Genomic DNA, 16210 nt, shown 5'->3' with positions numbered 1-16210 from the left:
TTTTTTTTTTTTTTTTTTTGCATACACAAAATCAAAGGAGGATGGAACGAATGGCAAAATGTCCTGGTACTCCCGCTTAGTATCACCTTCTTTAGCCACTAAAGCAATGATTTCCCTAGCTTTCTTAGTCGAACAGTCAAGAAGCAATTTTGTGGAGTCATAATTAGATAGCATGATAGTTTAACGATAATTAATGGCCGCTGCGCCGTAAGTGAGAAAGCGCTAAGCGCTATTTCTATGTCTAGGTGCTTTCTCTGTAATGGTTTGGATGGGCGAATATGATATAAATTAACTGGTTTGTTTTATGAAAAATTTTGGAGGAAAATGTTGATATGTAGAGAATTTGTTCATTTATTAGAAAGAGGTTAGGACTAATTTCATATTTCCTCGACTATATCTAAATAAGGGGTGGATTATATCGCTGATGAATATTATACATTATTGGCGCAATAGTCTGGCTGATGCTGATCGACTAAGCCCTGACGTGAAAGAAGTAAAAAAGGCCGCCTTGCAAATACATCTTGATTACTTGAAGGTAGGGAGAATTCCTGACGATATCACGCTTAAATTGTTTGAAAAAGAATCAAAGAAGGATGAAATAAACACAATTCAAGTTCTGCTTTGCCCTATTATATCCTATTTAAAAGTTGAGCATAGTAAGAGTAAGGGCAATCACCCTGCTATCCTCATTCCTTTATGGATACCGGCTCTATTGAATAAGGGCGGAAATTTATTGGTGCCTCCTCACAAAATACCATGGATACCTAGAGATTATTTAGATCCTTGTCTAGGTAGCGTTTATCCGATAGGAACGCTAAGAGCGATGGATCGTTTTCTCTCGGCGAAGCCATTTCAATTTGAAGCTTGGAATCTTTATTGGTCCCATGCTATTAAGATGTTTGAGGAAGTAACGGATATAAGTTTCGGATTGTTTGAACATGAACAATATGCTGCTTCGAAGGAATCGTACATCATGCTTGATAAGCACAAAGCTGGAGCAGCAACTTATGTGCAGAAACTTTACGATCATATTATTGAAACTAAGCCAGCTTTAAGGTTGTTGCGTCATCTGGCATCATTAGAAGACCAGCCCTATCAATTGGCTTTGCCCTTGGAGCTGTCTACTCGAACGGCGTCACGGCATATAGGACAAATGGGACAGCAACACCTGTTATCCGATTCTCAGAGGCAATCATTACATCATTGGCTCCATGTTGAAGAAGGAGAGATGCTGGCACTTAACGGTCCACCTGGAACGGGGAAAACGACTTTTTTGCAAAGTGTTATTGCAACAGCATGGGTTAAAGCAGCATTAAAACAGGCTGAACCACCAATTATGGTCGTTACTTCATCTAACAATCAGCCCGTAACGAATGTAATTGAAAGCTTCACAAAAATACAGGAGCTACCGAATCATCCTCTAGCCGGTCGATGGATTCCTCAGATTGAAGGATATGGCTCTTACTTAGCCTCAAGCAGTAAAAAAGATAAAGAGCTTAAATCTCACTGGCAAACGATCAAAATGGATTCACGCGAAATAAAAAATGGTCTTCTGTCGAGTATGGAAAACCTAGATGATGTTTCAAAAGCAGCTTATACCTATTTAGACAATGTGACTCGTTATAGCAATCGATCATTCGAAAAAGTAGAAGATGCGGTAGCATACCTGCACCAATGCTTAACTCAATGTAATAATCGAATGGAGCACATATTGAAATCGATAGAACAACTACATAAATACGAGGCTGAATTTACATCTAAGTATCCTGAAGGGATTACTGTATTTATGAATCATGCTGTAAGTCAGCTAACTCGTTATAGAACGCAACAAAGTCGACTGGAGCAGCTTCGTTCTGAATGGGTGAGTCATATTGCTAAAGGTAATTGGTTGGTTAAGTGTTTCTCCTTTGTCCCGTTTGTCAAAAAGATTAAAATCAGACGAGATCGAGAGTTTTTAAAGTCTGTGGGCATTGACCTACTCAAGAACGATGATGAGGTGAATGCTTATTTCCGAAGCGAAATAATGTCTTTACAACAGAAAATCTCAGAAGTGGATGAAAGCTTGAGGGGAGCACGGGAAGATGAGGAACAGCTTTCTCAAAGTAGAAAAGAATGGGAGGTATGTAGCAATCAATTAATAGATGATATTTCAATATATTTTCCGGAAGATGAAATACAAAGTAATTCAAATAATGAGCTGAATGCCTTATTAGACCGAACCTTACGCTATGAAATGTTTAAATTGGCAGTACACTATTGGGAAGGGCGCTGGATCCTAGAAACAAGAGATATGCTGAACGATCCTAATTATAAAACCAACAAGGGTGTAAAAAGCCAACAAAAACTATGGAGAAGATACGCAAAGCTTACTCCATGCTTTGTAACGACGCTCTTCATGCTACCTGCTTTTTTTAAAGCCTGGCAGGGATCGGATCAATATTTATACGAGTTTATTGATACATTAATTATTGATGAAGCAGGACAGGTTACTCCGGAATTAGCGGCCGCTTCGTTCGCTCTAGCCAAGAAAGCATTGATTGTTGGCGATATTCTTCAGATTGAGCCAGTCTGGAATATTCCTTTTGCCATCGATGACGGTAATCTATTGCAGTACGAGTTAGCTAAGGATAAACAAAAAGCTTACGAACTTCAGGAGAAGGGAATTACGGCATCAAGCGGTTCAGTCATGCTGATAGCTCGTAGGAAGACCAAGTTTTCCCTATCGCCAAGTGAAGGGGGGATGTGGCTAGTAGAACATCGCCGTTGTGTTCCGGAAATTATTAATTTTTGCAATGAACTAGCTTATCATGGAAGGCTGCAAGCTAAGAGACCTTCATTACTGTCATACCCATTGCCTCATTTGGGATATGCTCATGTTCCGGGGGAAGCGAAGAAAAAACACGGTAGTCTTCTTAATGAAATAGAAGCGGATGCGATCGTGAGTTGGATCCATCGCAATCAGGAGCTTCTCACTAAACCCTATATAAAAAAAGGAAGTACCCCGCTTGGAATCGATAAAGTTGTCGCTATTATAACGCCGTTTTATCAGCAAAAGAGATTAATTTTAGAGAAGCTGGAGCAAACGGGATTGAAATCGATGAAGAGCATTACGGTAGGAACTGTACATGCTCTGCAAGGAGCAGAACGACCTGTTATCATTTTTTCCCCGGTTTATGATGGAAACCATGATGGCTCTCTCTTTTTTGATTCAGGTGTTAACCTGTTAAATGTTGCGGTTTCTCGTGCTCAAGATAGTTTTCTTGTTTTTGGGGATATGAGTAATTTTGACCCAGCATCAAATAAACCCTCTGGTGTATTAGCGCGGTACTTATTTGCTTCTGAGGAGCAGGAGATTCAAAATGTGGAAATGCCGCTATATTTCAAAACTCGATTAGCTTCGCCTGTCGATCATATTCACGATTTACAAGGCCATCGCAGCATGCTTACTCAATGTATTCGGACCGCAAACCGAGAGGTTCATATTGTTTCGCCTTTTTTATCTGCCAATGCATTAATTGCTGATGGCTTACAAAGTATCTTTGAGGACGCAGTTCGTAGAGGGGTAAAAATTGTTGTATATACTGATGAAGCGCTTAATCTACGTAACGGTTTGCTGCTTCCTCACTTCATTAAGGCGAAAGAAATGCTATCAGCGTGGGGAGTTAATGTAGTGAGGACTAGTCGTGTCCATAGTAAGGCGCTTTGGATAGATCAAGATATGCTTATAGAAGGATCGTTTAATTGGCTATCAGCAGTACGTCAAGCTAATAGTCGTTGGTGCAGATATGAGACCTCGTTAATTTTTCGGGGTGACAAGGTGCGGGGAATGATCGATCAGATCAAATTGGATTTGGAAAAAAGAAGAATTGAAGATAAAAATAAATGAATCAAACATTTAAAGATCTCATTACGAGCGGTATTTCCTCCAAGGATGATCTCAAAATTACTGGAGGCACGGTTAAGGCTCGTTCGTCCGAAAACGCTCTGTAGTCCAATACTTCCCTCGGATACATTTATATGGAAGGCGGAACCTTAACATTACTGCTGTAAATAATGCTATCCGCGCGAACCGCTTTGTTCAAATCGACGGCGGAGTGATTAACATAGAGAGCTGCGAAGAAGGCATCGAGGCGACCGCGATTAAGATTAATGATGTTACCGGAGGTACCCTTAATATAGTAGCTTCTTCTGCCTTTGACTCAGATGGTACTGCTCAATTAATTGGTGGAGATGTAACAGTCAATGGAGAGAAAATAACGGAAATTACCCAATCGCATCCAGGTGGAAGGGGCAAGCGGGCATAAAGCAAGGCTTTCCTTGTGTCTGTACCCAATGGAGCGTAACTTTGTAGAGGTTTGTCCGTTAGTCAGCTGCTGCTGACTTCTGGACAAGCCTCTTTCTCGCGTAAGCTATCTTTACAGCTTAACTGAGCGGATGTGGAGAAATGTAGGGGCCAAATAGTGAGATTTCAATTAAGCTGTTGGCCATCTCTTCAGGACTCGTCGCATAATTTTCTTTCATCCAGAAGACGATGCTTTCCATATAAGCGCCTGTCGCATATGCAATGATCAGATTGATGTTAACCCGCAGCAATTTATCTTGTGCCTGTGAATATCGAATGCCGTCGGTGACAAATTGCTTCACGACCTCTTTCACGCCATTCATAAACACGGCATCAGGCTGATGGACCAAAAAAGTCTCATAAGCGATGTGCTTGGCCTTAATATGCTGGAATAGAAGCGTTAAATGTTTCGGCATTTCTTGTCGTGGCATTTGAGATAAAGGCTTTGGATGGGTAATGGTTAAGGCTTCCTTCAAATCAGCGAGAACCGTTGCATGTATGTCACTGCGAAGCTCTTGAACATCTTTATATAATTTATAAAAGGTAGGTCTAGTCACCTCGGCTGCATCACAAAGCTGCTGAATGGTGAACTGCTCATATCCTTGTAATTGCAGCGTTAAATACGCTTCATGCAATTTTTCTTTGGACTTCAATTGTCTTGGATCAATACGTCTCACTATAGAATCACCCAACCTAATTGTAACATGCTTGTATGATTTTTGTGCTTTTCGGGGTAAAACAATGTATGGAAAGTTATTTCGTTTACAAAATGTAAATAAGTCATTATAATGGGCTTATTAACTTTGGAGGTGTTCTTGTGGGACGTTTAGATAACAAAGTTGCTATCGTTACGGGGGCTGCCCAAGGAATGGGCGCTGCCCATGCCAAACGTTTTGTTGAAGAGGGCGCGAAGGTCGTGCTGACCGATTTGAAGGAAGACTTAGGAAGCGCTCTTGCTGCAGAGCTTGGCGAGAATGCGATCTTCGTTAAACATAATGTAGCAAGTGAAGCGGATTGGGCCAATGTCATCCAGAAGGCGGAGGAAACTTTCGGACCGGTACACATTCTGGTGAACAATGCAGGGATTTCGGTGAACAACAGCCTGTTGTCGATGACGCTCGATGAATATCGCCGAATCGTTGACATTAACCAAGTTTCTGTATTTCTAGGGATGAAAGCCGTTGTGCCTTCGATGAAGCAAGCAGGAAATGGATCGATTATCAACGTCTCCTCGATCAATGGACTTGTCGGCGGTGCTATTGGCTACACGGATACGAAATTCGCTGTGCGCGGTATGACCAAGGCTGCTGCGATGGAGCTGTCCAGACAAGACATTCGAGTCAACTCGGTACATCCTGGCGTTATCGCGACGCCTATGATTCAACAAGAGGATTCTAAGGCTGCCATTGAAGAGTTCTCGAAGTTTATCCCGCTTCAACGGGTGGCACAGCCAGAAGAGGTTACGAACCTTGTGCTCTTCTTGGCTTCCGATGAATCCAGCTACTCCACGGGCTCTGAATTTGTTGCGGATGGCGGGCTTACAGCTCAATAATCTTGTTCACTTTAAGGCGGTTTACTGGACAGTAAACCGCCTTTTTTAATTCCATAACCAGTATTTTCTGCCCACGGTTTGTCTGTTCATCAAACCTACGATTTGGTACTATAGACGCATTGAATATTCGACCTTATCCTTGTTGATCGTGTTGTCAGCTTTGTTACGATATAAATCCGAGTAATTGGGGATGCATCCTATACTTAGGTGTAATCTCAACAGCAGATCAGTTCCTTTTATGGATTAGCGAGGACAATTGGAAGGGTGCGTGAATATGAATCGTTATTTTAGCATTGGTGAAATGGCTAAGCTGAATAATATATCTGTGCAGACGCTTAGGCTGTATGAAAAAATGGGCTTATTCATGCCTGCGTACGTTAATAGCAGTAATAATTATCGATATTACACGGAACAACAGATGATTTTTCTTAATGTAATCAAATACTTAAAAAACATAGGAACGCCTTTGATGGAGATTAAAAAGATTATGGAAGGCTCTTCAGAGAATATGTACGAATTTCTCAATAATCAAGAGAAGATTATTGATAATAAAATTAAAGAGCTGGAGAAGGCGAAAGTACTCCTTAATCAGCAGAAATTGCAATTGAGTGAACAGCTGCAATTGAAACAGCTGAATGTTGTAATGAAGCGAAGAATTATGGAAAGGCAAGTGGTTGTCGTCCAATGCTCGGAGAAGCTAAGTCCTTACGATCCAATCGATTTGTATATGAGAAAATTGGGGGCGGTTATCGAGAGCAATGGCGGCTTACTTCCGAGTCAATATGGTTGTATCTATGAGCTGAAGGATTATAAGAGGACCGAGGATATCGAATATAAAGCGATGTTCTCGCCTATCGTGAAAGACAGCGTCAAACTGTCGGATACCGATGAAATATCGTTTCTCACTATTCCCGAAGGGGATTATATAACGATTGCTTTTAAGCTTTGTCCTGAAGATTATATGAAGCCATATCAGAAGTTATATCGATATCTGCTTAAGAATCGGATCAAGACGCAAGGCCGAATCTATGAGTTCTCTGCGCCCAACCGGTTTAAATCCGAAGGCGAAGTGGATTTAATTGCCGAAATCCAAATTCTTATGGACTAGAGTCAGTCCGAAGGATTTGGATTTTTTTATTCACATGTATTGACTCTATACCTAGTATAGAGTTTATTCTTTATGTAAGGAAACATTACCTGAACAGTTACATGAGTATTAAGAAACCTAACACAAGATTTACGAAATGGTTTCGAGGAAGCGTGAGAAAGCAACGCTTGAGATGCTAAAGATCATTCTTTCAATAGGGAGGCAGTTAAGATGACGACATCGAGAAACACATTGCTACGCAAAGTCATCCTGATTAGGAAGTTCCCACTGCTTGAATGAACATCTTAACCTGCAGCAATATAAGCCAGTTAGTACGCAACTTTAAATAGACTGAATTTTCCAACAAAATTGTAAAGGAGATTTCTATATGAGCAAAGTTTGGACAAAAATCCTTCCTCCCGGCGGTAAGTGGTCAGGTGTAGTAGGACATGGGAAGCAGATCCGCTTTACAGCGCTTGGTGAGGGCGCGAATGTGTCGGTGCTGCTCTTCAACGCGAAGGATTTGAATGAGAGCTATAACATGTCGGATACGATGAAGGCGCAATTTATATCCCGATTAACGAGAGGCGATGTGCTTCTGGGAGATAACGGACGGGCATTGGCGAGCATCGTTGAGGACAGCCTTGGATGGCACGACCCAATCGGCGGATATATCAGACGCAGCAAAACTGACATGAAGTATGGCGTAACGAATTTCCAAGAGCAGCGCAATGAACGGTTTCGCAGCGGCGACGAGAATTTGAGTATCGAGCTCATAAGAAACGGCTTAAGCCAACGCGATTTGGGGCCGGTTGTGAACTTGTTCTCGAAGATTGTGTGCGATGAAGAGGGGTACTTGCATTTTCAAGAGGGTCACTGCCCAGAAGGCTCGACCGTAACTTTACGTACGGAGCTAGATGTTCTGCTAGTTTTGTCGAATACGCCGAATCCGCATGATCCGCGAACGGAGTATCCATCGGTGCCTGTGCAGATTGAAGTGTTTGAAGCACCGCCTGTCAATGAGTTTGATTACTGTGTTAATCTCAGACCGGAGAACAAGCGTGCATTCGAGAACAGCTGGGAGTTTCTTGCTTTAAGCTAAGCGCAAATATTTCGATAGGGGGAAATAAAATGACCGTTCTTAATAGAGTTGAAAGTCCACGTCGAGTAGAGGATGCTGTCCATCAGGAGGTCGTACTGTCTGGAGAAGGCTGGACGTATGAGCTTGAGGAAGGTCAAGTGCTGCGAATTGTTGATCTAGGGGGAAACCAAGCGGTTGATGTTATATTCTATGACGCCGATAATCCGGAGGATCATTACAGCTCGGTGGTGACGATGGAGGAGGAAGGCAGAATCTTCGTGACGACAGGCTCAAGTCTGCTAACGGAGTCGGGCAAAGAGCTGCTAACGATCGTTGCGGATACTGTCGGCTACCATGATCTGTGGTTCGGTTACTGCTCCTCGCAGAGCAATACGGTACGCTACGGTCACGATAAAGTTCATAATCACAGCTGCCGAGATACGTACCTGCTGCAGATGGCCAAGCATAATTTCGGCTTAACGAAGCGGGACCTGCCGCCTAACGTTAACTTCTTCACGAAGGTGCCTCTAACACCTGAAGGCGGGCTTAAATTTGTAGACGGTATCTCCCCTAAGGGATCTTATGTGGAGGTTCAGGCGAAGCGCCGCACGCTGGTGCTCATGAGCGTTTGCTCGCAGCTGCTTAATCCTTGCAATGACTATAATCCGACTCCAGTACAGCTTTATGTATGGGACAACTAAGGGGAGTTAACGATGTTTACAAAAGTATTGATTGCTAACCGGGGAGCTATTGCGGTTCGAATTGAGCGGACATTGAAAAAAATGGGCATTGCTTCCGTTGCGGTATATACACAGGCTGACCAAGACAGTCTTCATGTCGATAACGCGGATGAAGCGGTGCTGATCGGCGAAGGCCCTGCGAAAGACAGTTATTTGAACGCGGAGCTGATTCTGCAGACGGCGATTCAAACCGGTGCGCAGGCTATTCATCCGGGTTACGGCTTCTTGAGCGAGAACGCGGAGTTTGCTAAGGCTTGTAAAGAAAATGGAATTGAATTTATCGGACCTACGGCTGAGCAAATGCAATGGTTCGGATTGAAGCATTCGGCCAGAGAGATTGCGGTCAAAGCGGGCGTTCCTCTTCTTCCGGGAACGGAGCTTATTACTGAGCTTGCGGAAGCGGTTAGCGAGGCTTCCCGGATCGGGTATCCTGTTATTCTGAAAAGTACAGCCGGAGGCGGCGGTATCGGAATGCGCGTATGTGCCGATGAGGAAGCGCTTCGTACGGCATTCGATTCCGTTCGTTATTTGGCTGAAGCGAATTTCAAAAATGGCAGCGTCTTCCTAGAAAAATATATTACAAAAGCCCGTCATATTGAGGTTCAAATCTTCGGTAATCGTTTCGGAGAGGTTGTTGCGTTAGGAGAACGCGATTGCTCGATTCAGCGCCGAAATCAGAAAGTTATTGAAGAAAGTCCTGCGCCGAATCTTTCTTCCGAGGTTCGTCGCAGCATATTGGACGCTGCCAAACGGCTGGCGGCCGAAGTAGGATACCGCAGTGCGGGGACGGTTGAGTTCCTGTACGATCCGCAAACCGAAGAGTTTTATTTCTTGGAAGTGAATACGAGGCTGCAGGTCGAGCACGGTGTCACAGAGGAAGTGCTTGGTATCGATCTAGTGGAATGGATGGTTCTTGAGGCAGCGGATGAGCTGAAGGATCTCCAATCCCGCGTATCTGAACCGAAGGGGCATAGCATTCAGGCTCGTATTTATGCAGAGGATTGCTTGCAGGATTTTCGTCCAAGTGCCGGACAGCTGGATCAAGCTAAATTCTCTGAGCATGCCCGCATTGAAACTTGGGTACGGGACGGCATGACGGTTACAACGCTGTACGATCCAATGCTAGCCAAAATCATCGTGCACGGCGAAACGAGAGAAGATGCGATCAATAAGCTGGTTGCTGCCATTGAAGAAACGCGGCTGTACGGTATTACGACCAACCTTCAGTACGTACAAGCGCTGCTTCAGGATGAGGAGTGCCGAGCAGGTAATGTATATACGCAAATGCTAAATGGATTTGCGCCTGCAGAGCGTGCGCTCGAAGTTCTCGACGGTGGCGTCCAAACGACGGTGCAGGATTATCCTGGCCGATTAGGCTACTGGGATGTCGGCGTGCCGCCAGGGGGTCCGATGGACTCGCTGAGCTTCCGGATTGGTAATAAGCTGCTCGGCAATGAGGATCATGCTCCTGGTCTGGAGATGACGCTGCGCGGCGGTTCTTATCGCTTCCGGGATGACAGATGGTTCTGCTTAACGGGTGCAGATATGCAAGCGGAGCTTGATGGAGAGCCTGTCGCCTTGTATAAGCCTTGCCTGGCTAAGCGCGGTCAGACGATTACGTTCGGCGAAGCGAAGGAAGGGATGCGCACTTATTTCCTCATTGAAGGCGGCTTTGATATGCCGCAAATTTTGGGAAGTGCATCTACATTCACGCTCGGTATTTCGGTAGGCTTCGGCGGACATGGCGGCCGGGCATTGCGCACGGGCGATGTTCTCGGAATTAATCGAACGCAAGAGAGCAAAGTGTTAAATGAGCTTGCGGAGAGCTACAGACCTTCTGTCGTGCGCGAATGGACGATTGGTATTGTTCCGGGGCCGCTCTGTACAGAGGAATTCTTGAAGCCGGAATATTTAACGCAGCTTACGGAGACGAAATGGGAAGTCCATTTCAACAGTTCACGTACCGGTGTTCGCTTGATCGGACCAGCGCCGCTATGGGCACGTGAGGATGGCGGAGAAGCAGGCTCGCATCCATCTAACCTTCACGATAATGCCTATGCTATTGGTACGATAGATTTGACGGGGGATATGCCGATTCTACTCGGTCCTGACGGTCCAAGCCTTGGCGGATTTGTATGTCCGGCAACGACAGCTACGGCAGAGCTATGGAAGCTGGGTCAGCTGCATCCGGGAGATAAAATTACGTTCCAATTGCTCACGCTGGAGCAGGCGGAAGCGATGAGGGAAGAGCAAGAGCGGTATATCCGTGCAATCGGCGAAGGTCAACCGGTGGAGCCTCAGGCGCTGCCAGCAGTAGATTCTTCCATTACACAGGCTTATCCGCTGCTGGTCAACGAGACAGAGGATCGGAGATTTCCGTTCACGATTCGCTGCGCCGGCGATCAAACGCTGCTCGTTGAATACGGAATTATGGAGCTGGACCTCGTCTATCGTTTCCAAGTTCAAGCGTTAATGCAATCCATTCAGGCAAGTGACCTGCCTGTTATTGATCTGACGCCAGGGGTTCGTTCCTTGCAGGTTCACATTGATCCGGCGAAGATAACCGTGAAGGAAGCTGCACGTCGTATTCTTGAGCTCGATCGGAGCTTGCCTCCACTAGAATCGATTACGGTTCCGTCGCGTATTGTACGTCTGCCGCTGTCTTGGGATGATCCGGCAACGCGTCTGGCTATAGAACGTTATCAGAACAATGTTCGCCCTGATGCGCCTTGGTGCCCAAGCAATATCGATTTCATTAGGCGTATGAATGGGCTCGATCATATCGATGACGTTAAGCGAATTGTGTTCGATGCGAATTATCTCGTTCTTGGCTTGGGAGATGTTTATCTGGGTGCTCCTTGCGCTGTGCCAATTGATCCGAGACATCGGCTGGTGGCGACGAAATATAATCCGGCACGTACCTGGACACCTGAGAACGCTGTGGCAATCGGTGGTGCTTACATGGCGGTATACGGCATGGAAGGACCGGGCGGCTATCAATTTGTAGGCAGAACGGTACAGATGTGGAATCGACTTCGCGATACGAGAAGCTTCCAGAAGGGTAAGCCATGGCTGCTTCGGTTCTTCGACCAAATTCAATTCTACCCTGTAGAAGCTGATGAGCTGCTTCAGCTCCGTGAGGATATTCTCAGAGGCCGATACGAAGTGGAAATTACGGAAACGACATTTGATCTAGGAGAATATCTGAAATTCCTGGATTCGATCAAAGACAGCACAGAACAATTCCGTACCCGTCAGCAGGCTGCCTTCAAGGCGGAGAAGGATAATTGGAAGCGGCTTGGATTGGATGAATATATTTCGGAGCAAGAGGTTGTCGAGGCTTCTGAAGAGGAAGAGCTTCCGGAAGGTACCGTGCCTGTCCTCTGTTCGATGCCAGGTAACGTATGGAAAGTAATCGTGGAGCCTGGACAGCAGGTTAAGAAGGGCGATGTGTTGATCGTCGAGGAGAGCATGAAGATGGAATTCCCAGTACTGGCTCCTTGCGACGGCACGATCTACTCTGTCAATGTGAAGCCGGGAGACGGCGTTCATGCAGGTCAACGTCTGGCTGCTATTACAAAATAATATGACTTAATGAGGTGCGACCATGGACAAAATCATTGACCTTAACTGCGATATGGGCGAAAGCTTCGGATTGTACAAGTATGGAATGGACGAGGAACTCATGCCGTTAATTAGCTCGGCGAATGTGGCGACAGGCTTTCATGCGGGCGATCCGCATGTCATGCGCGAGTCTGTAGCGCTGGCTGCTCACTATGGCGTAAGAGTCGGCGCTCACGTAGGCTTGCCGGACCGGATCGGTTTTGGACGTCGCGAGATGAATGTGAAGCCGCAGGAAATCTATGATTACGTGCTGTATCAGCTCGGTGCGCTTGACGCCTTCCTGAAGCCGGCAGGACTAACGATGTCGCACATTAAGCCGCATGGCGCTTGGTATATGATGGCCGCAGAGAAGCAGGAAGTCAGCGAGGCAACGGTGAAGGCTGTTCTGGCTTATAATCCGGACTTGGAGGTTTACACCCTTCCGGGCTCCGAGTTGTACAAATCGGCAACCGAAGCTAATCTTAAAGTCGTAAGCGAGTATTTCGCAGATCGTCCATACTATGATAATAAGGTGAAGATGTTCGGATGGACGCTAGAGGAAATCGGCGAGCCGAGCGATATTGCGAAGCGGGCGCTGGCCATCGTTGAAGGCAGCTCGATCGAAACGGTATGCGTGCATAGCGACACGCCGGGATCGGCAGCCAAGATGCAGGCGGTGCGGGATATATTAGTAGAAGCGGGCTGGAAGATTGGAGTCCGGAAGTAAAAGTATAGGTAATGCAGGAGATGATACAGGGCGATAGCCTTGTATCATCTTTTTTTATATTTGACGGCGCCTGCACCCAGGCGCTGAGATAGGTGCCAATGGGCACCTATCTGCAGGCGACTGGCGCCCGCGCGGCGAAATAGGTGCCGAAACATAATAGCCCCCTAAACCAGTTGGACACTTCCATCACTTCAGATATATTTATAAGTAATGGAGGATTGTCCATGAAACGAAGATTTTGGTGCCCTGTTGAGGCTAAACGGGAGCTGGTAGCCGAGGTGTTGTTAGGTTACCGCAGCCTGTTAAAAAAACGAATCCGGAAGCCCTAGCGAAGTTGAAAGACTTGAAGTAGCGGTTGTTTGGATCGGCAAGGGCTATCCTGTTCAGAACGTTCTGCGTATTTGCCGTGTGCCAAGATCAACCTACTACTATCGCCTACAGCACCCTGAGCGTACATTTCACAGCATCTTGGAAAGAGAGTGCTACACGCGTAACTGCTTCGGGACCTACGAGGAGGCGTTTGCTGAAGTCGATCGCTTTATTAGTTATTACAACCATCGTCGAATCCACGGCAGCCTTATGGACTTGCCGCCAGTGGAATACATGCGTTTATTTAAGCAAGGTGAAATAATGCCGAAAGAAATCGCGCTATGATGCGAGAAAGGCAGAATGAACGTGATAAGTGTCCAGAATTAGGGCGCTGATACGGAAAGGCACCTATCTGCAGGCGACTGGCGCCCGCGCATCGAAATAGGTGCCAAAGGCACCGATGATCAACGAAAAGACCGTCCTCGAAGTCTATTGACATGGAGGACGGTCTATATTGTTCGTTATTACGCTCTAGGAGTGGAGTGAAGAGTCCCCTTGTTCTCCAGTGCGGATTCGAACGGCGTTGGCCACTTCTGTAACGAAGATTTTACCGTCGCCGATCTGTCCCGTTCGAGCGGATAAGGTTACGGCTTTTATTGCTTTCTCATACAGAGAATCAGGAACGACCGTTTCGATTTTGCTCTTCTGCACGAAGTCTGTTCGGTATTCGACTCCCCGGTAGATCGTTTTCGTACCTTTCTGAGTGCCTTGACCTCTAACATCCGTTATGGTCATGCCCGTAACGCCGATCTCCTGCAGAGCTACCGTAACATTGCTAACCATCTCTGGCCGCACAATAATCGTTAACATTTTCATGATGGTGTTCTCTCCTCAAAGATATTTAATGTGCACCTCGTAATTATACCTTTGAATTTGCAGGTTTGAGAGCTTGTGGTTCAACAGTTATTTGAGGATAGGAGTCGCTTGTACCAGGCTCGAAGCTGTTATATGCCTGCTCGCCATGCTGACTGAGATCAAGACCTTCTCTTTCCTCTTGCTCGGATACACGAAGATTCATGAACAGTCCCATCACCTTCAGGATAATGTACGTACCAACTATGCCGAGCACTATGCTTATACCAACATCGACCAGCTGGTGAACGACTTGCATCCCATTACCGTGAATCAAACCGTCGTTGCCATTAGGATTTGCTTCCGTGCTAGCGAAGATGCCAGTAGCGATTGCGCCCCAGATCCCTCCGATACCGTGAAGAGCAAATACGTCGAGCGTATCATCGATTTTAATTTTCTTCTTAAAGTAGTAGATTGCCAAATAGCAGATGATTGCGCCTAATCCACCGACCCAAATGGAGGAAGGGATGGAAACGAAACCGGCAGCTGGCGTGATTGCGACCATCGCTGCGATTGCGCCAGTGATTGCACCGACAAGAGTCGGTTTTTTGCGAACGATCCATTCCATTGCGAGCCAGCCAATAACGCCAGCTACTGCAGCGATATGTGTGGTAGAAACAGCAAGTGAAGCTAGCGGGCCTGCTTCAAGAGCCGTACCGCCGTCGAAGCCCATCCATCCAATCCACAGCATCATACCTCCGATGAAGAAGAATACGAGATTGTGAGGAGGGGAAGTCCTGTTCATTGTGTAGCTTTTTCTTGGTCCCAGAATGACAGCCGCAGTCAATGCGCTGACACCAGAGAGAATGTGAATAACCGTTCCGCCTGCGAAGTCCAGTGCGCCAACGTCAGCGAGCCAGCCGCCGCCCCAAACCCAGTGTGCCATTGGAGCATAAATAAGGATTGCCCATAGCGCAGAGAAAATGACCCATGCGGAGAAACGCATCCGTTCAACGACAGCACCTGCAATGATTGCAACGGTAATCGCGCAGAACATAGACTGGAATACAGCGAAAGTCATATGAGTGATTCCTAGCCCATCCATTGCCTCCCCACCGACATTTTTGAAACCGAGATAATCAAGACCGCCTATGATGCCATTTACGCTTGGTCCAAATGTAAACGAATAACCAAATAGCACCCATACGAACGTTACGATCACTAAGCTGGACATAACCATCATAATCGTTGAAATCATACTCTTCTGACCGAGCATCGATCCGTAGAACAAGGCTAGGCCGGGAAGGAACATTAACAAGACTAATGCGGTGGAGGCGAGCACCCACGCATTATCGCCGGTATTAATGGCCGATCCTTCTTCTGCTGCGAACGCCGTGAATGGGAAGCACAACGATAGTAGTGTGATGAAGCCCATGATGCGTAAACTCAATTTTCTAGTTAGATTCATACTGGTACCTCCCGTGTGAATAATGTGAGTGATCGAGATCCCTACACTTGATGTTAACTAATATAACACATAAATCTCGTTTGATAAATAGAAAATATGATTTTACTGTCGAAAAGAGATGAAAAAATAAAAAAAACGTCGAAATAATGTAATAAAACATTACATTCCGTTACATGATTATTGATATCTACTAGGTTGTACATGTGTTTTTACAGCTTAAGAGAAAGCTGGAGCGATTGGGGAAGCAGGTTGAGCTGAAGTGATGAAATTTACTGCAATGAATGCGGTAAGCTCGTATCCTTGGACCATGCACGGGGATATGGTTGATTACGAATATTCAACGTTATTGGCTTTGAGGATCACGTCAACGACGCTATTCAAGATTTGCTGGATGCCGGGGTTCGCGACTGGGAGAACGTCACCAACGGTCTATAGTACGGATACGCAAG

Annotated in this window: 12 protein-coding genes; 9 read left to right on the top strand and 3 right to left on the bottom strand. The window is 45.9% G+C overall.

Going from position 1 to position 16210, the window contains the following annotated elements; genetic code table 11:
• Window positions 1-424 precede the first annotated feature (424 nt).
• Both PXY01_RS19365 and PXY01_RS23380 read left to right on the top strand, forming a co-directional pair.
• Window positions 425-3886 (top strand): AAA domain-containing protein, encoded by a 3462-nt coding sequence (locus PXY01_RS19365; RefSeq protein WP_127572325.1) that lies wholly within the window; start codon window positions 425-427, stop codon window positions 3884-3886.
• A 121-nt stretch (window positions 3887-4007) separates the two neighbouring features.
• Entirely contained in the window at window positions 4008-4304 is a 297-nt protein-coding gene (locus tag PXY01_RS23380) for a carbohydrate-binding domain-containing protein (protein WP_127572329.1), read from the top strand.
• 118 nt (window positions 4305-4422) lie between these two features.
• On the opposite strand, the gene PXY01_RS19355 is transcribed toward PXY01_RS23380, so the two are convergent.
• Window positions 4423-5019 (bottom strand): TetR/AcrR family transcriptional regulator, encoded by a 597-nt coding sequence (locus tag PXY01_RS19355; protein WP_164744500.1) that lies wholly within the window; start codon window positions 5017-5019, stop codon window positions 4423-4425.
• Window positions 5020-5159: 140 nt separating this feature from the next.
• Between PXY01_RS19355 and PXY01_RS19350 the strand changes: the two genes are divergently transcribed.
• From PXY01_RS19350 to PXY01_RS23375, 7 genes are all read left to right on the top strand, one after another.
• Window positions 5160-5894 (top strand): glucose 1-dehydrogenase, encoded by a 735-nt coding sequence (locus tag PXY01_RS19350; RefSeq protein WP_127572321.1) that lies wholly within the window; start codon window positions 5160-5162, stop codon window positions 5892-5894.
• 274 nt (window positions 5895-6168) lie between these two features.
• Complete coding sequence (locus tag PXY01_RS19345; RefSeq protein ID WP_127572319.1) at window positions 6169-7002, top strand: MerR family transcriptional regulator; 834 nt, start codon at window positions 6169-6171, stop codon at window positions 7000-7002.
• A gap of 367 nt (window positions 7003-7369) precedes the next feature.
• Window positions 7370-8083 (top strand): urea amidolyase associated protein UAAP1, encoded by a 714-nt coding sequence (locus PXY01_RS19340; protein ID WP_127572317.1) that lies wholly within the window; start codon window positions 7370-7372, stop codon window positions 8081-8083.
• A 29-nt stretch (window positions 8084-8112) separates the two neighbouring features.
• Complete coding sequence (locus PXY01_RS19335; protein ID WP_127572315.1) at window positions 8113-8763, top strand: DUF1989 domain-containing protein; 651 nt, start codon at window positions 8113-8115, stop codon at window positions 8761-8763.
• A gap of 12 nt (window positions 8764-8775) precedes the next feature.
• Window positions 8776-12387 (top strand): urea carboxylase, encoded by a 3612-nt coding sequence (gene uca / locus PXY01_RS19330; protein ID WP_127572313.1) that lies wholly within the window; start codon window positions 8776-8778, stop codon window positions 12385-12387.
• 22 nt (window positions 12388-12409) lie between these two features.
• Window positions 12410-13132, top strand: coding sequence for a LamB/YcsF family protein (locus PXY01_RS19325; RefSeq protein ID WP_127572311.1), 723 nt, complete (start codon window positions 12410-12412; stop codon window positions 13130-13132).
• A gap of 408 nt (window positions 13133-13540) precedes the next feature.
• Window positions 13541-13786 carry an IS3 family transposase gene (locus tag PXY01_RS23375; protein WP_164744499.1) on the top strand — a complete coding sequence of 82 codons (246 nt, stop codon included), beginning with the start codon at window positions 13541-13543 and terminating at the stop codon, window positions 13784-13786.
• A 186-nt stretch (window positions 13787-13972) separates the two neighbouring features.
• On the opposite strand, the gene PXY01_RS19310 is transcribed toward PXY01_RS23375, so the two are convergent.
• Window positions 13973-14317 carry a P-II family nitrogen regulator gene (locus tag PXY01_RS19310; protein WP_127572309.1) on the bottom strand — a complete coding sequence of 115 codons (345 nt, stop codon included), beginning with the start codon at window positions 14315-14317 and terminating at the stop codon, window positions 13973-13975.
• Window positions 14318-14360: 43 nt separating this feature from the next.
• Window positions 14361-15659 carry an ammonium transporter gene (locus PXY01_RS19305; protein WP_373864307.1) on the bottom strand — a complete coding sequence of 433 codons (1299 nt, stop codon included), beginning with the start codon at window positions 15657-15659 and terminating at the stop codon, window positions 14361-14363.
• Window positions 15660-16210: the final 551 nt, after the last annotated feature.

It is taken from the genome of Paenibacillus xylaniclasticus, from assembly GCF_004001065.1.
Lineage (GTDB): Bacteria > Bacillota > Bacilli > Paenibacillales > Paenibacillaceae > Paenibacillus_T > Paenibacillus_T xylaniclasticus.
The sequence above is the reverse complement of the archived record's forward strand: the minus strand, read 5'-3'. Positions and strand labels throughout refer to the sequence as shown.